The sequence below is a fragment of the Streptomyces sp. NPDC051677 genome, from assembly GCF_044453465.1.
GTDB lineage: Bacteria > Actinomycetota > Actinomycetes > Streptomycetales > Streptomycetaceae > Streptomyces.
On record NZ_JBITCT010000023.1, the window covers coordinates 84,032 to 103,361 of the forward strand.

Consider the following 19,330-nt stretch of genomic DNA (forward strand, 5'->3'; position numbering starts at 1 on the left):
GGAGGCGCCTTTCGGTCATTGTTCGACCTGTGCGCCTCCGCGCGCGTCTTGTGCGGGTTTGCGGTATGGCGGTGCTTCCTGTGTCCGAGGACGATGCCCCTCTGTGTCCGCCGCTGATCGTCGTGGCCGGCCGCCAGGAGACACGGGGGTGGGAACTTGTCATACGCGGAGCACCAGTCGGTGTTCTCGGCACCCGCGGTGCCATTGGGAACGGCGGCCAATGGCGGGGAGATGATCAGGCACGGGGCCTACACCGAGGGCATCACGCGCCGGTTGAGCGCCGCCGCCTTCGCCCGTACGGACTGGCTGGCCGTGCTCCGTGCCGTACTGGCGCAGCTGTGGAAGAACCTGAAGGCCGCCGTACGGAAGCGTCTGCGATGGTTCTTCCCCGCCAAGGAGGCCGAGAAGGCTGCTGGTTCGTCGGAGCCGAAGCCGCCAGAGGTGGTGCTGGGTGAGGACTACGCGGTCTGGGTCCGCCGTCGGATCAAGAAGTCGGCGCGGCCGGTCCCGGTCTACGGCTTCCATCAGGAGCCGGTGGTGCACGCGTGCGATCGTGCCATCCAGCACATGCGAAGCCGCCGAGTGGCCACCGTGGCCGTGGTCGCGGTCGTTGTCTGGCAGGCCATCGCCGGCGCCCTCACTGCCGGCTGGGCGGTCATCGTTCTGTTGGCCGGGTTGTGGGGCGTCTACCTGGCGGAGCGCTACTTGGCCCAGCTGCGGCTCAACGCCCTGCTGGCCGGAGAACTGCAGGCCCCTCCCGCCGCGGTGCAGGCCCACGCCCTGCCGTACCTCCACGAACGTCGGGCAAACGGCGATCGACACCGGTTCCTCGGGGCGGGTCTACAGGCATGGCAAGAGGCCGTCATCGGCATCGACGTCGAGCCCGCCCCCGAGGGCCAGGACGACGAAGACGACAACACGGGAACGCTTCCGGGCCTCGGCTCGTCGGCGCAAAGGCCAGGTCAGCCCGACATGGCCGAGGTGGCCAAGGCAGTCCTGGACGCGCTGGCGAAGCACAACAAGCCGGTGGCCCGAAAGCCACTGAAGCACTTCACTGCCGGCCAGCTCCACGCCCACATCGCGCGCCGCCTGGACGATCCGGCCCCCTCCCATCACAGCGATCATCCGAAACTGCGCGTGGAGGTCATCGGGATCGCCGGCATCCACCACAAGCGCTGGGACCAGATCGACGACGACGCCTGGCGCAGCCTGCACACCCTCGCCGTGGACAACATCGGCAACAAGCCCGCCGAGGAGGTCGCCCGCCGCTACATCTGGGCGCGGGTCACCGCCTGGTATGGCGACCTCGTCGCCGCCATACTCGTCCACTTCGCCTACCAGGGCGGCTTCCTGCGCGTCACCGTCCGCCCGCACGTCATGGGACCCCTCAACCCGAAGGTCGCCGGGCTCACGTCCGCAGATCCGCGCAGCCTGAAGTGGTTCGGCCGCACCACGTTCAACGCCCTCGGCGACATCTACGTCGGACTCGACCGGCTCATACGCCGCAAGGCCCGCAAGCGCCCCGAGCTCGACCCGGGCAGCGGACCGGTCAGCCTCCGCGAGGTCTACAGCCTCCGCTGGCTGGAGGACATGCACATGCACGATGACGCCCGCTACTACGTGCAGATGATGCAACGCCGGGTCTTCGACTCCACCGAGATCTTCCTGCGCGACCACAACGTGGACATCGCCGCCTACCGCCAACAGTCCACCGCCATCTACAACTTCGGCGTCATGAACGGCGGCACCATGACCGGCGCAGTCCAGTCCACGCCTTTCTCCGTCAACCCCTCTATGACGAACTGACCCATCAAACCCGCCAGGAGCCCCCACGTGCCCATCCGTCGTCAGCCCGACCCGAGTCCGAACGGCCCCAACTTCGGCATCATCAACACCGGCCACATGACCGGCCCCGCCCAAGCCGCGCCGTTCTCCCAGAACGCCTCCCAGACCAACAACATCACCAACGAAGCCGTCGACAAGGCCCGCGACAGCATCGACGACCTGCGACGGCGGCTGGAAGAACTGCGCGGCCGGTACCCCGAGGTGGACAGCGCCCTGCGCGACCTCGACATGATTGCCCCGCGGCTGGACGAACCAGAACGCGACCCCGGCACCCTGCGCTACATGCTCCAGAACCTCGTCGAACGCTGCGGCGGAATCCCCGGCGTCCTCGCCGCAGCCCAGATCGTCCAGTCCACGGTCACAGCCCTGCTACCCGGATCTTGAGACTCCTACATCACCAGAGTGACCCAGTTCGAACCGACAGCCGTCCTGCTGATGTACTTCTGGGCAGCCGAGGGCGTGTCTCTGCCAGTGAGAGGGCGGTACGGAGGCGCACATCCGTCGTCGACGCAGGCTCGACATTCATCGGTGCCCCCCTGCCAAGGCAGAGGGGCACCCCTCATACGTCTGACCTGCTGCCACTCGGGGAGGTCGGCGACGAGCCGCACAACAGCGGATCCCCTGGGGCAGGGGCTGTCAGTCGCGGTGGACGATAGTGAGCCGCCCCTCAGCGCTCTCGGGCACAGTGCGGCGAGGCACCGGGACCGGGGAGGCGAGTGAGGACGCGAACGCGGCGACCAGGTCATGGGGGACGCTGGCGCTGAAGCTGGCACACCACAGGTACGGGGCGCCGGGAACGGGGTCCGCCCACGCCTGCCAGCCCACCAGGTCAGGACGCGGGTCGGCGTCCTCGATGAGCGGCGGCAGTATCTCCAGAGAGACGCAGGCGGAGAACCCGGGGTCTGCGGCAGTGGTGCGGGGGCGGTCTATGTCACGGATCCAACCCCGGGCACTCAGCGCGTCGAGGACCGTCTCGGGCCCTTCGAAGCCGACGTCGGGTGCCTCACGGGCGTCGATCGCCACGAGGAGGTCTGCAAGCGCCTCGTAGGAGACGCCCGTGGTGAAGTACGCGTTCCACTCCGGCATCGTGGAGGCGGAATGGCCGCGGGCGCTCAGCTGCCAGGCAACGGGCAGACCGCCCAGCTCGAATGGGTAAGCCGCGAGGATCCACTCGGCCCCACGCAGCCCATCCGGGCTTACATACAGAAGGGTGTCACGGGAGGTGGGCCACATACGCCAGCCGAGGTCGGACAGGGTGTCGCCGATCCGCTCGGCGAGCACACCGTCGTCACCGGCCAGATGACGCGGGGTGACCCAGTACACCGGGTCCGGCAAGTTCGGTCGGGATCGGTCGCTGAAGTGGTGCGGGAGCAGGGGCGCCTCCATGGGCTCGTGGGGTAGAACACTGGCCGTCCAGGATCATCGGCATCAACTCGCTGACCAGGTCTTCCGGCAAGGTGTTGCAGGTTGGCATAACTGCGCAGCCGCGCACCAGTCGTTTCGGGATCTTTCCTGTCTGCCTGTGGCGAAATTGTGTCCGCTGTCATCCAATCGAGGCGTTTGATAGCGAAGCCGGTTGTTCTGGCTTCTTCGCCAAGAACCTAGTCGTGTGTGGTGGCGCGACGGGAGTGCTGGGTGGCCCTACCCGCCATGCGGACGCTGCCGCATTCGAAGCAGATGTATTTCTCACAAGTCTTGTCGTCCGCGATGAAAGCCCGGACGAATGACACTTTGCTTCCGCAGTCGCCGCAGTTCCTCGCGCCGAAGAAGTCGTCTTCACCAAAGATCATCCAGGCGTATTCGCTGGCGGCCTGGGCGCGGTCTGTCCACTCTTGCAGACAGAAGCGGCATGTCAGGAGGGCGTCGTTGATGACGAGCGCCCCCTCTCGGTCGCCACCGACGACGAGAGCCCACTGTCGGCAGTCCGGGCACGTAACGGTGCGTTTGGTCAGGGGTGCAAGCTCGCCAGACAATTGGTTCATTCGCCTCTTGACCAAGGTCTCAATTCCGCTGAGTTTCATCCGAAGGACGTTCATGGTCTCTGCGACGCCCCGCCCTTCGGATGACAGTACGGGATGCAACTGCCGGCTGATGAAAGTCAGCAGGAACCCGAGAACCTCGGCGGCTTGCGCCTCCACGGCATAGGCGTTGGCCGTGTGACCGTAGTGCGTGAGTGCGTTCCGTGTGTCTGCCAGCCCGCGTATGGCTTTCTGCTCATCCTCGGAGATCGTCACCTGAGCGATTTTCTCCAGACGATGGATCGTGGCGGCTATATTGCAGCTTTCGAACCTGCCTGTCTCGAAGACAGCGCGATCGGCACTGCCCGGTTCTTTGAAGACGAGGCTCCAGTGTTCGCGGACCAAGCGGGCTTTGAGGAGCACCTCGGTCGCGGCCTGGAGGTGGAGGACAGCGTACTTAAGATCGCGGTCGCTAGGCGGCGAGGAGCCTTCGGTCAGATTCTTCACGGCGCTGACGAGGTAGTCCATGCCGTTCCGTACCGGGGTGAAGTTCATGTCCGGTCGGGGGTTGGGCCGTCGCGGCTTGGTCTGTGTAACGGTGGCGCTTTCGGGGGGACGGGTGGGGCGTCGAGGCGTGGCGGGGGTGGAGTGCAGCTCCAGTGCGTCGATGCCCTGCTCTTCGGCGTCCATGACAGCAACCCTATCCACCGTGGCCCGCCCCCCATGGGTCGCTTCGCGCAGAGCGGTCCATGCCTCCGGTGGGACCGTTGACAGCGTTGTAGGCGACGGGGGTCAAGCGGACCGGGAGTCGGTGCCACGACGTTGCCTAGAGACGATACAAATAGCGGATAGACGGACAGGCTTACCGAAAGAAGCGAACCGCGCCCACGCAGCTCCGGTGTTTGATCGCCGACGGCTTTCGTGGTGCGCCCCGTGGCTCAGACGCGCCCTTGACCAAGGTCTACGAGGACTGTTCCGTTAAGGAAGTTGGGGCGTTCTACTCGGGGGTTGCCATCGTGACCAGGTCGGTTGGCAGTGCGTGGTGTCTCATCAGCGGCATCAGGGGGGAATCGGCCGTTCCCTCGGCTGCTGGGGCCTCCGCATGAGACTCCGGCGCGGGATCGCGATCGCCGTCGTCGCCGGAGGCGGCGCTGTGACCACAATGCTGGTCGGGCTCGTCACGAACGCCGTGTCCGATGAGTCGCGGTGGCCCGGCTGGCTGGGGTGGTTACAGGAGCATGCCTGGTTCTCGTTCGTCGTGTTGGGCGTGACGATGGCGGGGATGACGGCTCTGCTCGCCGGGCTTTCCGAGTCGCGGCCTCCCACCCCACCGGGGCGACCGGAGGATGGAGCGGGGCCACCGGGGGCCGCCCAGGTGCTGCGTTCCTTGCCGCGCGACACCGCCGCGTTCACCGACCGTGCCACGGAGCTGGAGCGGCTGGTGGGCTCGGTGCGGGCTTCACAGGAGCACGGCGAGGGGCTGCCCGTTCACGTGATCGACGGCATGCCCGGCGTCGGGAAGACCACCTTCGCCGTGCACGCCGGCCATCTGCTCTCCGAGCGGTTCCCCGACGGGCAGCTCTTCGTGAACCTCAACGGGCACACGCCGGGGCGTACTCCGGTACAGGCTGGCGAGGCGCTCGCCTCACTTCTCACAGCCGCTGGAGTGCCGACGCAGCAGATTCCCGTCGGTGACGACGTCGGAGCGGTCACGGAGGCCCGGGCCGCCATGTGGCGGAGCAGGCTCGCGGACAAGAAGGCGCTGCTGATTCTCGACAACGCGGCCAGCTACCGGCAGCTGGAGCCGCTACTCCCCGGTGGGAACGGGTGCTTGGTGTTGGTGACCAGCCGCAAGCGGCTGGTGGCGAACGAGGAGGTGGTCATGTCGGTGGACGCACTGCCGCCGGATCACGCGGTCGAACTCTTCGTCCGGCTCAGTGGGCGACCGGCCGGCGCTCTCGGCCGGGATGTAGTGGACGAGTTGGTTCGGCTGTGCGGGTGCCTGCCGCTGGGGGTGTCGCTGCTCGCGGCACGGCTGCGGCACCATCCGTCCTGGACCGCCGAGGACCTGCGCGGGCGGCTGGTGGCGGCACGGGACCGCCTGGGAGAGCTGCGCGCCGGGGAACGCGCCGTCACCGCGACCTTCGATCTCTCCTACCGGGATCTCGTGCCGGAGCGGCAGCGCTTCTTCCGGCAGCTCGGCTTCTTTCCGGGCACCGATCTCGACCCGCACGTCGGTGCGGCTCTTGGTGACGTTTCCGTCGTGGCGGCCCGTCTGCACGTCGAGGCGCTCTACGACAACCACCTGATCGACGAGCAACCGGGGAGTCGCTACCGGCTGCACGATCTCTTGCGCGACTACGCTCGCGGTCTCGCTGCCGAGGGAGACAGCATGGACCACGTACAGGCCGTCCGGCGTGTGTGCACCTACTATCTGGCCGCTCTCGCCGTCACTAACGGGCACATCGTGCGCAGCGGAGCCACGGTGCCCCCGGCGCCGGACGACACCTCGCGGGTGGAGACCCCGGCCCTGGAGTCGCGGACGGACGCCCTGAGCTGGCTGGAGACCGAGCGGGCCAACATCCTGGCCTGCGTCCGGCAGGCGAACGGCCTCGCCCTGTACGACCTCGTGGTCCGTCTCGCCGCGGCCATGGCGCCCTTTCTGCGCCAGGCCGGCCCCTGGGACCAGGCTGTCGGACTCCACCGGACCGCCGCCGAGGCCGCCCGGCACACCGGCGACCAGCGTGCCCAGGGCGACGCTCTCGCCGAACTCGGTGTCGTGCGCCGCTTCATGGCTGCCTACCCACAGGCGATCGAGACCCTGAACGACGCCGTGACGGCGTACGAAGCGGTCGACGACCGGCGCGGCAAGGCTGACGCACTCAACCAGCTCGGCATCGTCTGGTACCTGACCGCAGACAACGAGGACGCGGCCCGCGCCCAGACCGAGGCCCTCGCCCTCTACCGTGAGCTGGGGAACCGGCTCGGACAGGCGAACGCGCTCGCGGATCTCGGCATGACACACCGGCAGTTGAGCCGGTTTGACGCGGCAGTAGAGGCGCAGAGCGAGGCACTGGCGATCTACCGGGAACTCGGTGACCGGTACGGGGAGGCGAACTCCCTGCGGGACCTGGGTGTCGCGCACTGCCTCATGGGCGCGTACGACCTGGCCGCGCGGCATCACCAGGAAGCGTTCGATATCTACCTGGGGCTGGATGACCGTGTGCACCAGGCTTACGCGCTGAACGAGTTGGGCGTCGTCCGACGGCTGACCGGGGACAGCGAGGGAGCGCGGACGGCACACAGCCAGGCCCTGACGCACTTCACCGAGCTCGGTGAACGGTTCGGCCGCGCGACCAGCGTCCGCCAGCTTGGCGTCGTGGAGCGTGTGACCGGGGATACGACAGAGGCGATCCGGCTTCTGGAGGAGGCCCTGGGCGCCTACCGTGAGCTCGGCAGCCGCGGGGGTGAGGCCGCCTCGCTGAGCGAGCTGGGCGTGGCGCGCGGCATCGTCGGTGAGCGCGAGGGCGCAGGCGAGGCGTTCCAACGCAGCTTGGAGATCCTGCGGGGTCTGGGCGACCGGTGCGGCGAGGCGGAGGTACTGAACCACTGGGGGATGCTGCTGTTCACCTCCGGTGAATCGGCGGCCGCTCGCGGGCACTTCGACCAGGCACTCACGCTAGCCCGGGACATCCGCTGCCCGCTGGAGGAGGCTCGGGCGCTGGAGGGCATCGGCCGCTGCGACTGGACGGTTGACGGGCCTGGTCACGGCGTGGGCTCGCTGCGAGCCGCCGTGACCGTATACCGGCGGTTGGGAGTGAGCGCGGTCGTGGACGACATCGAACGGCTGCTGGTACCGCGGTCCGGTTGACGCCGACCATGTGGCCGAATTCCCTGTGCCAGGTGGGCGGTTGAGGATGCTACGTTTCCGGCTGATCTGTCGCTTCGGCCCCGTCGCACCGTGCCGCCTCCGGCACGTTCCTCACGAGGAGCGTTGAATGCCGTCACCCGCGTCCGTCACCGAGCCACGCACCATCACGCCCGCCGGCCCGGCGTCCGCGGAGCCGACGGCGGCCGGCACCGCCGTCCTGGACCGTGTGGCCGCCCGTGTCCGCCAGCGGCTGGAGGCCGAGGAGGGCGCTACGGGCCGGGTCGGTGACGGCACCCACGCGGCCTCGCTCATCTGGCCCTGGCCGCTGTAAGCACATCCGCTCGATGACAGAACCCGAAGGCCCCGTTCCTTTCCGGACGTTCATCCTCAAGGTCGCCAACCGCTGCAACATCGACTGCGACTACTGCTTCGTCTTCAACTCCAAGGACCAGGCGGCGCGGCGCCTGCCCGCCCGAATGGACCTCGCCGTGGCCCAGGCTGCGGCCCTGCGAATCGGTGAACACGCCTCCGCACACCGCCTTCGGACCATCCACGTCGTACTGCACGGCGGGGAGCCGCTTCTCATCGGCGTCGGGCACATGGCCGGTCTGCTGGAGGCCGTCCGGGACGCCGCGCCAGCCGGGACCCGGGTCCTCTTCGAGCTCCAGACCAACGGGACTCTTCTGTCCGATGCCTGGCTGGACCTCTTCGAACGGTACGAAGTTGCCGTCGGCGTCAGCCTCGACGGACCGCCACCTGCGAATGACCGGCACCGGCTGACCCACGCTGGGCGGTCGAGCGCGGCCTCAGCCGTGCGCGGCATCGAACTCCTTCGGTCGCGGCCACACCTGTTCGCGGGGCTGCTCGCCGTCGTGGACCTGGCCAACGACCCCGTGGAGGTCCACGACTACCTGGCGGCGTTCGACCCACCCGTGATCGACTTCGGCCTGCCGCACGCGACCCACAACGAACCGCCGCACCGCTCCGACCAGAGCATGCCCGAGTACGGGCTGTGGATGAGCACGGTGTACGACGCCTGGCTCGCCCGGCCGGAGTACCGGCACAGTGTCCGGATGCTGGAGGACATCGTGGCCCTCAGCTCTGGCGTGCGCGGCTCGGTGGAGACGCTCGGCCTGGCCCCGCCGACGAGCGTTGTGATCGAGTCCGACGGCTCCATCGAGGCGGTGGACACCCTGCGGTCGGTCGAGGAGGGCGCCACCTGGCTCGGGCTCGACGTCCTCCGCCACTCCTTCGACCAAGCTCTGGCGCATCCGAAGCTGCTGCACCGGCAGCACGGCAAGGAAGCGCTCGCCGAGCAGTGCCGCGCCTGCCCACTTGTGGACGTGTGCGGCGGTGGCTACCTCCCGCACCGCTTCAGCGAAGCCCAGGGCTACCGGAACCCCTCCGTCTACTGCGCGGACCTGGAGTACCTCATCCGACACGTTCAGGGCTCCCTGCGGCGGCACGGCTGGAACCCGTATGCGCAGGCCGCCTCGCCGCCGTAGACGCGTGTGCCGTACCGCCAGGAGGGGTTCACGCGTTGGAACCAACGAGTGCAGCAGCGACCGAAGCAATCGAGGAAGGACAGGAGGCGCCGATGACCGTGACAATCCGTCCCGCGGAGAAGCGGGATGTCCCGGCCGTGGCCGAGCTGATCGAGGAGATCGAGCGGTTCTACGGGGCGACCGAGGCAGATATCCAGCCGATTGAGGAGCGCCGCCTCCAGGTGGAAGAAGCCCTCTTCGGCGTGCCACCGCTGGCGTCCGCCCTGCTCGTCGAGGACGAGACCGGGGACATCGTCGGACTCGCCGCCTATTCCTTCCTCTGGCCGGCCGCCGGCTCCTCGCACTCCCTGTTCCTGAAGGAGCTCTACGTCCGCGACACTCTGCGTCGGCAGGGCATCGGTGCCCGCCTTATGGACGAACTCCGCGCCCTGGCCGCCGCGCGCCCCGGGTGCAGCCGGGTGGAATGGATGGCTGACCGCGACAACCCAGGCGCACGGGCCTTCTACGAGTCGCGCGGGTTCACCGAGTCCGACGGGAAGATCGTCTACCGGGTCGACTCCGGCACCGCGTGAGGGTGAGTGGGACTGTGAAAGTGGAGCGCTGCGAGGAGTGCGGCAGCCAGATCGTCATCGGGCTTGGGTGCGACTGCCCGCCGGGTTCGTCCGCTTCGGCGGCCCCTCGTTCGGTGAAGACGTCCGTGAAGAGGGAGTGGCGTGCTCATCCGGATGACACGATCTTGATCTCCCCAGGGCAGTGCGCGCACCTGCCCGGCTGGTGCGACCACATGACCGAGGACGACGTACGGCCCCCGCGGTGGGGGTGGATCCCGGATCCTCCCCACGGGCTCTGGGAGCGGTTGAGCAGTGCCTTTCCGGCGACTGCGACTGCGGGCAATCCGAAGCGGATGGCCGTGCGGCGGTGCACCACCTGTGAGGCGAACCTCGCCCAGGGCTGACCCCCGCCCTCCAGCACCACTCTGCTTCCGCTTCGGTGGGCGCGACCGTACCGGCCGACGGCCGCGCCCGCCTGCGTCAGTAGGCGATGACGAGCCGCACGGAGGGCCGGTCGATCACGGCTCCGTCGGGGAGGTCGTTGTCCGGTGTGTCCGCAGGGTAGGCGGTGATCGAGGGTTCGACGGTTCTGGCCGGGCTCCAGGCGTGGATCTGTGCGCAGATCCGTTCAGCGAGATCGGCGCCGGCCGGGCCGTAGCCGACGGCTCCGAGTCGGTACCGGGGTTCGGTGCCCGGGTCTTCGGCGGTGCGCTCCAGGGTGAGGTACGCGATCGAGTCGCCCTCGACAAGGGCGGGGCTCAGGGCGGGCGAGGCAGGGCGGTGAAGGCCGGCCTCCATCGCCGCAGGTTTCGCTGTAATACGGCACGTCGCTCGCTCTGTGGCGCTCAGGCGAAGCCAGACGCCATCGAAGGACTCGACGGGGCCGACCGTCGCGTCGGTCCAGACGACCGATTTCGGCCGGGTGAGGGCGTCGCGCAGGAGTTCCGGGACGATGGGCTGGTCCTCGTCCCAGTAGAGCCTGACGAACCGGTCGTCGTCGATGTAGTCGTTCCGCTCTCCGTCCTGGCCGATCACCGGGAGGAAGCCACACATCTTCACGGAGTCGGACGTCATCCGGTCCTTCTCGCGTCGGAGCGCCACGGACCGCGACAGCCCGCGCCATCGCAGCGGTACCACGAGGCGTCCGCCGACGGCGAGCTGGTCCCACCAGGTTCCGGGAAGGTCCCACATACCGACGGCGGCGATCATGCGGTCGTAGGGGCTGAACTCGTCGGCGCCGAGGGCACCGTCCCTGGTGACCACGCGAACGTCGTCGCATCGGTTCGCGTCCAGCATCCGGCGGGCGTAGGCCGTCACGTCGGGGTCGATGTCGCACGTGGTGACGTGTCCCGACGGTCCGGCGAGGTGTTTGAGCAGGGCGGCGTTGTAGCCGGTGCCAGCGCCGATCTCGAAGACGTTGTCGCCTTCACGGACTGCGAGTTGGACCAGCATGAAGTGCACAACGTCGGGCTGGGAGGCGCAGCTCAGCGGGAGTGCGTCCTCGTCGGGGTTCTCCTTAATCGTCACGCTCTTGTTGGCGTACGCCTCCTGGAGGGGCGCGTCGGGAAGGAAGGCGTGGCGCGGTACGGTCCGCATGGCGGTCTCGACGCGTGCGTCGCGGAGGCCGGAGGGGTCCTGTTTCAGGATGGCGTCGACCAGGCGGTTTCGCAGGTCCTCGGCGGAGGCGCCGGTGTCCGTGTTCATCGCGTCCTTTCGGAAGGTGCCTGGCCGTGCGTACGGCGAGGGCAGAGCGTACTCATTTGCTCTGGTGTGCGGGTGTGGTTCACGACGTCATCCCGCAAGGAGCAGGCAGTGGTCCCAGGGAGCCGAGACCGCCGTGTTGACGGGGGTGGTGAGACGGACCAGGTGGATGCCTGCCGTGCCGTCCATGAGACCGGCTCCGTGCGGTAGTCCGCTCTGGTCCAGGTGCTCGTCGAGCCGGGCGTGCAGGTGGGGCAGCCGCGCCGCGAGTTCGTCGTCGATGGCGTCGGCGGAGGCACGGGAGACGGTCTGTATGAGCCCCGCCCAGCCGTGGCAGAGGGATGCGTCAGTGAGCTGGGCGAGCTGCCGGTCGTCGGCCAGGCATCCGGCGAGGGCCTGTTCGGCCTGGCGTTGCCGGTCCCGGTCGCCGAGGGCGATGCCGGCGAGTTGTTGGGCGCGGGCGATGCCGGGGGCGCCGTAGCACCAGGACGGGCGTGTCGGTCCTGGGCTCTGGAGCTTGCCACGTCGGTGTTCGTCTCGGGTGATCAGGCCCGGCCACCAGGTGTCCGAGCCGGTGCCGGTGCGCCAGTGGTCGAGCCAGTCGCAGATCCGGGTGATGGCTTGCGTCTGTCCTGGCACCGTGTGGCCGTGGCGCAGGGCCGTGGCCAGCAGCGCGAGCGGTCCGGCGATGCCGTGGGCGAGGCCGAGGTTGCCGTGTCCGCCGGGCCATCTTGGCGATGGGCGCAGATCGGGGCTGTCGCTGGTCCACCAGCCGGGCAGGGGTCGCGCGTCGATGGTGATCGGTTCGGTCAGTCGCACCAGGTAGGCGAGGGTGCCTCGCAGCTCCGTCTTGTGGCCGCGGTGCAGGTGGTACGCGCCCAGTCCGGTCAGTCCGCTGATGAGGTCGTACTCGCCCAGGGTGGGCAGCGCGCAGCGGTCGATGCGGGCGTGTGCCTGCCCGAGGCGGTGGCGCGTGACGTCGGCAACGTGTCTGTCCAGGGTCGCCAGGGCGCGTGCGGCGGTGTTCGTGTGCGAGAAGCTGAGGACGTAGGCGACGGCAGCGGCGCCCTCGTACAGTCCGCATGCTTCGGGGGCGGCCTGGATCGGGCCCTTGACCATGGCGGCGGCCCATGGCCGGAGCGCGTCCCGGTCTTCTTCGCCGGCGCGGGCCCTGACGGCATGCAGCAGGGCGACTCCCGCCGCGCCGGAGTACAGCGACTGTCCCCAGCCGAGCCTGGTAGGTGTCGGCAGTGCGTCGTTGTTCATCAGCGGCTCTCCCCCGGCCAGGCGGCCCACGCGACGGCGGACTGACGCGCCAGGTGCCGGCAGATCCTCTCGTCCTCCCGGTCCAGGCCGCGCAGGCGGTTGTGGTGCATGTGGAGGAGAGACTCCAGGACGGAGTCGAGGTCCATGCTCTCGGCGATGCGCTCGCGGTACAGCGCCAGGGCCACGGCGCGGCGGTGCCACGCCTGGGCGAGCGCGTCGCCCCAGCCGCGAGCGCGAGGCGTCGTGCGGCGAACGAGGTCGATGGCCTGGTCGCTGACGCCTCGCTCGACATGGGCGGGAAGCGTGGGGCGGTTCGTCAGCCATCGCATGCCCTCGTCGGGGCCGAGCAGGGCGCAGGCGATGTCCACCATGCCGACCGCGGCCAGCGCGCGTCCGTCGATGGGGTCGGCTCCCAGGCCCTGCAGGGCGGCGAGGGCGTAGGCCGAGTCGGCCGTGAACACCGCCTCGGCACTGCGCAGGGCGGCGCTTGGGCCGTAGCGGCCGGTCTCCGGGGTGTACGTGTCGAACACGAGCCTGCTGGTGAGACCCTCATGGCGTAGTCCGGTGGCCCATCGGGCGACCAGCTCGGTGCAGGCGGTGTGCTGCCCGGGGCTGCGGGTGCGGATGCGCAGGCGCATGTGGTCGAGGTCGTGCGGGGTGCGGTAGCGGACGAACCACCATTCGGGTGCGTCCGGGAGCTGGGCCACGAGCCGTGCGAGGTGGGTGCCGATCAGCTCCTCGAACTGGTCGGTGTGGGTGTAGATCTTGGCGTTCAGCCAGGGTGCCTGCGCCGCCCCCGGTACGGGCCCGAGGGTGCTGTTGGTGAGCACGGGGAGGAAGCCGGAGAGCGGGTCGGGGACCGGCGGGCGGGTGCTGGTCATGGGCAGGGCGATCTCGTGGACGTGGCCGCCGATCCACCCGTAGCTCTCCTCGGGCGGAGCCTCGGTGAGCACGGCCTGGCCTTCCCGGTCCAGGTGGGCGCGCAGGACGGCAACGTGGGCCGGCACATCGAGCTGCAGCCGCCGTGTCCGGTCGTCCTCCCGCAGCTCGACGGCGCCGTGGCAGTGCCACCGCTTCCGCCACCGGCCGAGGGCGTCCGTCCACTCCCGCATGTCCGCGCCACGGCCTGGAAGGGCTTCGGCGGTCAGGTGCCAGCGGCTGGGAGAGAGGATCGCGCGCCCGTAGCGCACGCGCGGCAGGAAGGGCAGCCGTGCACCCTGTGGCCCCCAGTCGAAGCCGGTCCAGGAGGGGCCGAAGGCGCGGGTCAGGTGGGCGAGGAACCGGGCCAGGGGCGGGGGTTGCTTGTCCAGGGCCATGGCGTGGAAGACCTGCGGGTCCACCACGCGGCGGCGGGAGACGCTGACCAGGTAGAGGCGGGTGTGCGTGGCCGTGACCGCGAGGTCATCGACGTCGATGAGCGTCGGATCGGTGTCGTCGGGGCTGCGGTGCTCACCCAACGGGATCACGTGCGGGAGATACGCGGGGACTCGGGCGACGTTCTCCGTGTGCGGGTACAACGGCGGGAAGGACAACTGCGCGGTCAGCGCGTTCTCGACGCCCGCGGGGACTTGGCGGTAGACCTCGTCCAGTCCCGTGCCGGTGGCGACCGGAGTGAACCGGGAGGTGAGCGTTCCCGCGGAGCGTGCCGGTGTCACCGTAAGCGTGAAGTTCCCGCGTTCCAGAGCGGACAGGCTGTCGGCGTGCAGGCGAGCGCACATCTCCACGTGGGGCGGTGCCGCCTGCCCGGTTGGCTCCTCGTCGGCCAGGTGGTCGATCAGGTCGTCGGTGAGGACGATCTCCCCGCTGCCGTCGGCCAGTGCCTGCCAGGCCAGTGCCAGCAGCCGCTCGTCACGCTCCGAGAGCGCCGGTGGCGGCGCGGTCATGCGACTGCCGGGGTACTCGGCCGGGTAGCCGAGCCCGGCCGCCGGGTCGACGACCTCCTTGACCGGCACGAGCGTGCCGGTGCTGTACCGCTCCCAGAACGCGACCTGGTACTCCTTCCACACGCCCTGGCCCGTCGGCCGACGCGTCAACCGCAGCAGCACATCGACCGCCCTCTCCATCTCCTGCGCGACGCTCTCGGGGATGCGCGCCTCCGCGTCCAGCAGCAGATCGACAGCCAGAGGGCTTCGGCCCGCGTCGGAGAGCCGACGCAACTGCGCTGTCAACGCCTGCCGTTGCGGCTCCTGGCGGTTCGCAGGCAGTCGGTTGTGCTCGTGTACGGCGCGTTGCACCGCTTCGAGCTCGTGCAGAACCTGTGCGACTTCGGGGACCGCGTCCGCGTCAGCGCCGTGCAGTCGCTCGATCAGGTGGGAAAGCGGATCGCTGTCGGTCATCGGCGCCCGCAGGCTGGTGACGAGGAACTTCTCGCGTACCAACGCGCCGAGCAGTGCGCCGATGGCCTTCGGCTCGGTTCGAGGGAAGGAGGCGGCCAACTGCTCGGCGAGGGCAGCGAAGCGGACCGGCCGACGCGCGAGGCCCTCGATCACACGGACCACGCTGGTGCGCCGGACGGTGGCGCCCATCGGTCCGCCGTGCGGGACGTGCAGGCGTCCGCCGCGACGCACGGCCAAGTTGTTCAGGACCACGTCCAGGCGCTCCAACACGTCGGGGCACCCCTCCAGACGGACGATGACCTCGTCCAGCCACTCGGTGTCTACCCGTGCCACGGCCCGGTGCGCGTCTCCCCACCTCGTGTACGGCGTGGCGCCCACGCTGACCGGGGCCACCCCTGCGAAGAGGCCGAACGGAGTCGGTCGCCCGGCGGCGCGCAGCACGTAGCGGACGGTGGCCATGGCGGCGCGCCGGACCTGCTTGGGGCGTGCCGACTGTCCGGCGCAGATCGCGTCGACGCGCGTGGCGAGATCGCCACTCGCCTGCCGGACCGCGTCGGCGAACCGCACGTCGGCCCACACCTGCTTCAGCCACCTGCCACACGCCTCCGTGTCGGACGGATCGGGCCACCATCCCGGGAGATCCGTCAACGGCATCGCGGCGGCCCGGAGCAGGGCCACGCCCGTGTGCTGGTAGAGCTTTCCGTCGCTTCCCATTTCCAGTGCCTCCGCCATCAGTGCTGTGAACAGGCGGGGTCGGGAGCGGCAGCGCCCCCGACCCCGTGCGCGAGCGCCGTCAGACGGCGCTCGCGCAGGACGAGGCGCAGGACGGCTTGCACCCGTCACCGGTGCCGCACGCCTTGGGAAGCAGGTCGGCGTCGACCTCCGTGACGATGGTCAGGTCGATGTCGAACGGGTCGGCGGACACTTCGAGGACGGCCGTCGCAGTGGACGCCTCGGTGGTGGTCGTCGTGATCGGGCTGAGCGTGGTGACGGTCATGGCACTTCCTCTTCTGTCGGAAGGATCCGAACGGTTCGTCGTGCTGCCCGGCCGGCGCATGGCATCGCCGCGCGGCCAGGTCCTGCGTTCGCACCCTGCGGTGCGACCCCTCTCCGGACTGACCGGATTCCGTGGGGGAAATGGATTCGGAGCATCCGGAGAGGGGAGCCGAGGACACGGGCCGGAGCTACAGGAGCTGGCCCGTGTAGAGCATGGTCAAAGTGGTGCCGATCACCAAGACGGGCAGGAACAGCACCTGGAAGGTGCCGAAGCCGAACCGACCGACGTACGTCGCCGGATGCCGCAGCACCCATCCGACCTGGCCGAGCAGCTGCCGGAGAAATCCCTGCCGCATGGTGATCATCACGCCGCCGACCGCCGTAGGTCCGTGGAGTCGGCGGCCTCACCGAGCGACGCGGGCAGGCAGGCGTACAACACCAGGCGTGTGCCCGGGGGCACCTCGTGTGGTGCGGTCTGCCTCGCACTGCCGCTCATTCCGCGTTACCTCCAGCCGGGTGAGTCGAGACGCCAAGGGTCCGGCGCCTCGACGAAGAGCCTCGTCGGGGGCAGTCGGCGGCGGTACGCCGTCAGCACGCCGTTCGTCCGCCGTCCGGCGGCGCGCGAGGAGGCGGAGCCGCGGCGTACCGCCGCGGCTCAGGCGTAGCGAGGCTGATCGGTCCAGTGCCAAGCGGAAACGAGAAGCGGCGATGGACGCGGTGGACGACGAGCGCCTCTGCAGGCGGACGCCAGTACGGCGTCATTGGGTGAAGCTGGCCGATTGCACCGAGCCTTCGAGGCTCGCGCGCAGACATGTACGAGAGTTCCTGGAGGGGCGTGCCGCTCCGGAGCGGGTCGACGACGCCGTTCTGATCGCCTCGGAGCTCGTGGGCAACGCGCTCAGGCACACAGCCGGTGGACCGGACTGCATGTGTGTGGAGGTCTTCCGGGACATGGCGGTACTACGAGTCCATGACGCGGGACGGGATGTCTCCAGGGTCCGGGCACGCTCCGCGGAGGAGTCGGTGGATGAGTTGACGGGCAGTGGTCTCGGACTGCTGCTCGTCGGGGAGTTGGCCTCCGCGTGGTCCGTCCGGCCGACCGCGATCGGCAAGGAAGTGGTCGTAATTCTCGCCCTGGACGCCAGCGGGCTATCCGAGCGTGACGTTCCTCCGCACATCCCAGCGGTACGTCCGCCCCTCACGGCGGAGCTCCACCAACTGGACGGCGGACACGGAGAGTTCGACAGCCGGTAGAGCGCGAAGCCCTGAGACCGCCTCCACAACGGGCACGGCGGGGCGCCGACGGTTGTTGTACGCGAGGCTCAGGTGCGGCCGGAAGGCGGACGTCGGCTTCTTCGGGGCCAGACCGACGCTGCTCCCCGCCTTTGCCAGCGCATGGTGCAGCAGAAGCAGGGGTTCCCACGGGCCGAGGGACAGCCGGACGGCACCGCGGGAGCCGGCCAGCGGCATTGCGCGTACGGAGAACGCGGAGGGCAACAGCGCCTCGGCGTCCCGCGCCAGGCTGTCCAGCTGACCGGAGGTGACGACGCCGGGCGTTCCGACTCGGGCGAGGGTGATGTGCAGTCCGTCCTCCGGCACCGGATCGAGGCCGAGGGGCGCCAGCTCCTCCTGGCAGTGTCCAGCGAGAGTCGCGAGCCGCTGATCATCCGGGAAGGTCAGCATCCAGTAGTACGCCCGGCTGCCGTCCGACCAGCCGGGGCGTGCCCAGTGGTCGGTCATCTCGTCGAGTGCGCTGAACGCCGCCCAGTCGTGGGCCGCGGTGACAGCCGGATCGTGCGTGTCGGCGGGGGGCTCGGCGGGGAACGCGGCGGGATCGGCGCTGAGCAGGGGCACGCGACGTACTCCTTCGGCTTCACACTGCCCCGGAGTACGACGACACCGACGGCGGCTACGACGCGGATGACGCCATGGCCAGGGCCGCTGGCTGCGAGCTCCAGGTCCGGAACTCGTCGCCATAATCGCGTACCGCCGGGTGATCACGCCACGGCCCGGCCTGCTCATGCAGGTCACGGGAGCGTTGGTAGACGGAGCTGATCGGTGTGTCTCCGCACAGCCGTAGGGCCTCACGGCCCAGCGCCATCGCGTGGTCGATGTCGGGCGTGCGCTGCTGCAGCAGCGCGGTGGCGACGTCGAGGCGTACGAGCGAACGGCTCCAGGAGGAGGTCGAGTGCTCCACCAGGTCGTCGATGCGCTCGGCGTCGCGCAGTACCTGGGCCGTGTTGCGCAGCGCCACGTGTGACGTGACGGCGTTGGCCAGCGTCCTGGCCCGTCCGTACGGCTCGAAGGAGATGCAGGAGGTCAGCCCGACGGGTACCTCGTGGAGGTCGGAGAGGCGGAGTGCCTGCCCGATGGTCTGCTCGACGGCACGCCGGTCGCCGGTCTTGCCGAGGGCCCGGGCCCGGCCGTTGGCGAGCAGGCGGATGGACTGGGCGTGGCGCGGAGCTCGCTCGACGGCCGCGGCCGCGCAGGCGTCCGCCTCGTCGTACCGGCCGGCGTAGTAGAGGCTGAAGGACAGGGTGCCGCACGCCCAGAGGTCGGTGTCCAGGTCGCCGATCTCACGGCTGAGTTCCCGGGCTTCGGTGCAGTACGCCTCCGAGAGCGCGAAGTCGCCCGTGTTCACCGCCATGTAACCGAGCAGGCCGGAGGCGCGGGCGGCGACGCGGAAGAGTTCCCGGCGCGTGCGTGGGGGCTGGCGGCCGTCGAGGAGGGTGTGGGCGAGCTGCCGCACCTGGCGGGCCTGGGGACGGAGGAGGTACGGCCCGTCCTGTTCGTACCGGCTGGCGATTCCCTCCAGCGAGGAGTCGAGGAAGGCGAGCGTCGCGTCGTCGGCGTTGCTGGCCGTGAGCTGCCGGGTCCGGGTGACGATGTCCAGTGGGTTCTCGTCGTCCTCGCGTGGCGGAGGCGCACTCGTCGCCTGCTGGCCCGTGCTCGACTCCCCGTCGCGGTCGTGCGCGGAGTCGTCGTACGCCGTGGAGAACAGCTCGGACACGGGTCTGCCCAGCATGTGCTCCAGAACCCGGCAGGCGTCAGGACGGGGCAGAGTCAACAACTCCCCGCCGTACCAGCGGTCGAACTGACGTGGAGAGACCTGGAGGGACGCCAGGCGGGGGTCTCGGTCGAGCTCTGCCAGCCGGGCGGCGGCCCGCTCGTACTGGGCTGCGAAAGCCTCGTGCGTCGTCAGGTGCCGTTGCTGGAGCAGCCGCCGGAGCAGCGTTGTCCGTGGCATGGCCCACCCTCCTGGTGCGGCGTGCAGGACCGACGCGGAGGCGCGTGCCGGTAG

Annotated in this window: 16 protein-coding genes; 7 read left to right on the top strand and 9 right to left on the bottom strand. The window is 69.5% G+C overall.

Annotated elements, in window-relative coordinates:
- Positions 1–231: 231 nt before the first annotated feature.
- Complete coding sequence (locus tag ACIBAF_RS26115) at positions 232–1,806, top strand: hypothetical protein (protein ID WP_399466126.1); 1,575 nt, start codon at positions 232–234, stop codon at positions 1,804–1,806.
- A 27-nt stretch (positions 1,807–1,833) separates the two neighbouring features.
- Positions 1,834–2,229, top strand: a complete 396-nt coding sequence (locus tag ACIBAF_RS26120) for a hypothetical protein (RefSeq protein WP_381171774.1) — start codon at positions 1,834–1,836, stop codon at positions 2,227–2,229.
- A 252-nt stretch (positions 2,230–2,481) separates the two neighbouring features.
- Here ACIBAF_RS26120 and ACIBAF_RS26125 read toward each other — a convergent pair whose 3' ends face one another.
- Both ACIBAF_RS26125 and ACIBAF_RS26130 read right to left on the bottom strand, forming a co-directional pair.
- Positions 2,482–3,231: a DUF317 domain-containing protein gene (locus tag ACIBAF_RS26125; RefSeq protein ID WP_399466127.1), complete on the bottom strand. Its 750-nt coding sequence runs from the start codon at positions 3,229–3,231 to the stop codon at positions 2,482–2,484.
- Between the two features lie 215 nt (positions 3,232–3,446).
- Positions 3,447–4,493 (bottom strand): hypothetical protein, encoded by a 1,047-nt coding sequence (locus tag ACIBAF_RS26130; RefSeq protein ID WP_399466128.1) that lies wholly within the window; start codon positions 4,491–4,493, stop codon positions 3,447–3,449.
- Between the two features lie 412 nt (positions 4,494–4,905).
- Between ACIBAF_RS26130 and haaT the strand changes: the two genes are divergently transcribed.
- The 4 genes from haaT to haaN all read left to right on the top strand — a co-directional run bounded on the left by haaT (position 4,906) and on the right by haaN (position 9,751).
- Entirely contained in the window at positions 4,906–7,674 is a 2,769-nt protein-coding gene (gene haaT / locus ACIBAF_RS26135; RefSeq protein ID WP_399466129.1) for a cyclophane-containing RiPP biosynthesis TPR protein HaaT, read from the top strand.
- A gap of 127 nt (positions 7,675–7,801) precedes the next feature.
- Positions 7,802–8,005, top strand: a complete 204-nt coding sequence (gene haaA / locus ACIBAF_RS26140; RefSeq protein WP_399466131.1) for a HaaA family cyclophane-containing RiPP peptide — start codon at positions 7,802–7,804, stop codon at positions 8,003–8,005.
- Between the two features lie 13 nt (positions 8,006–8,018).
- Positions 8,019–9,179 carry an FxsB family cyclophane-forming radical SAM/SPASM peptide maturase gene (locus tag ACIBAF_RS26145; RefSeq protein WP_399466133.1) on the top strand — a complete coding sequence of 387 codons (1,161 nt, stop codon included), beginning with the start codon at positions 8,019–8,021 and terminating at the stop codon, positions 9,177–9,179.
- Positions 9,180–9,271: 92 nt separating this feature from the next.
- Complete coding sequence (gene haaN, locus ACIBAF_RS26150) at positions 9,272–9,751, top strand: cyclophane-containing RiPP N-acetyltransferase HaaN (protein WP_399466135.1); 480 nt, start codon at positions 9,272–9,274, stop codon at positions 9,749–9,751.
- A 459-nt stretch (positions 9,752–10,210) separates the two neighbouring features.
- Here the strand turns inward: haaN and fxlM are convergent, their stop codons facing one another.
- The 5 genes from fxlM to ACIBAF_RS26175 all read right to left on the bottom strand — a co-directional run bounded on the left by fxlM (position 10,211) and on the right by ACIBAF_RS26175 (position 16,385).
- The gene (fxlM, locus tag ACIBAF_RS26155; protein ID WP_399466137.1) at positions 10,211–11,434 is read right to left on the bottom strand and encodes a methyltransferase, FxLD system; all 1,224 of its coding nucleotides are present in this window, start codon (positions 11,432–11,434) and stop codon (positions 10,211–10,213) included.
- A gap of 87 nt (positions 11,435–11,521) precedes the next feature.
- Positions 11,522–12,697, bottom strand: coding sequence for a lanthionine synthetase C family protein (locus ACIBAF_RS26160; RefSeq protein WP_399466139.1), 1,176 nt, complete (start codon positions 12,695–12,697; stop codon positions 11,522–11,524).
- Positions 12,697–15,747 (bottom strand): lantibiotic dehydratase, encoded by a 3,051-nt coding sequence (locus ACIBAF_RS26165; protein ID WP_399466141.1) that lies wholly within the window; start codon positions 15,745–15,747, stop codon positions 12,697–12,699. Before ACIBAF_RS26165 ends, ACIBAF_RS26160 begins: the two co-directional genes overlap by 1 nt.
- A 79-nt stretch (positions 15,748–15,826) precedes the next feature.
- Positions 15,827–16,030: an FxLD family lanthipeptide gene (locus ACIBAF_RS26170; protein ID WP_399466144.1), complete on the bottom strand. Its 204-nt coding sequence runs from the start codon at positions 16,028–16,030 to the stop codon at positions 15,827–15,829.
- A gap of 187 nt (positions 16,031–16,217) precedes the next feature.
- Complete coding sequence (locus ACIBAF_RS26175) at positions 16,218–16,385, bottom strand: hypothetical protein (protein ID WP_399466145.1); 168 nt, start codon at positions 16,383–16,385, stop codon at positions 16,218–16,220.
- A gap of 352 nt (positions 16,386–16,737) precedes the next feature.
- Between ACIBAF_RS26175 and ACIBAF_RS26180 the strand changes: the two genes are divergently transcribed.
- Entirely contained in the window at positions 16,738–17,283 is a 546-nt protein-coding gene (locus tag ACIBAF_RS26180) for an ATP-binding protein (protein WP_399466147.1), read from the top strand.
- Here ACIBAF_RS26180 and ACIBAF_RS26185 read toward each other — a convergent pair.
- Together ACIBAF_RS26185 and ACIBAF_RS26190 are read right to left on the bottom strand one after the other, a co-directional pair.
- Positions 17,179–17,883 (bottom strand): 2'-5' RNA ligase family protein, encoded by a 705-nt coding sequence (locus tag ACIBAF_RS26185; protein ID WP_399466149.1) that lies wholly within the window; start codon positions 17,881–17,883, stop codon positions 17,179–17,181. The genes ACIBAF_RS26180 and ACIBAF_RS26185 overlap by 105 nt on opposite strands.
- A gap of 55 nt (positions 17,884–17,938) precedes the next feature.
- Positions 17,939–19,276 carry a hypothetical protein gene (locus tag ACIBAF_RS26190; protein ID WP_399466151.1) on the bottom strand — a complete coding sequence of 446 codons (1,338 nt, stop codon included), beginning with the start codon at positions 19,274–19,276 and terminating at the stop codon, positions 17,939–17,941.
- Between the last annotated feature and the right edge of the window lie 54 nt (positions 19,277–19,330).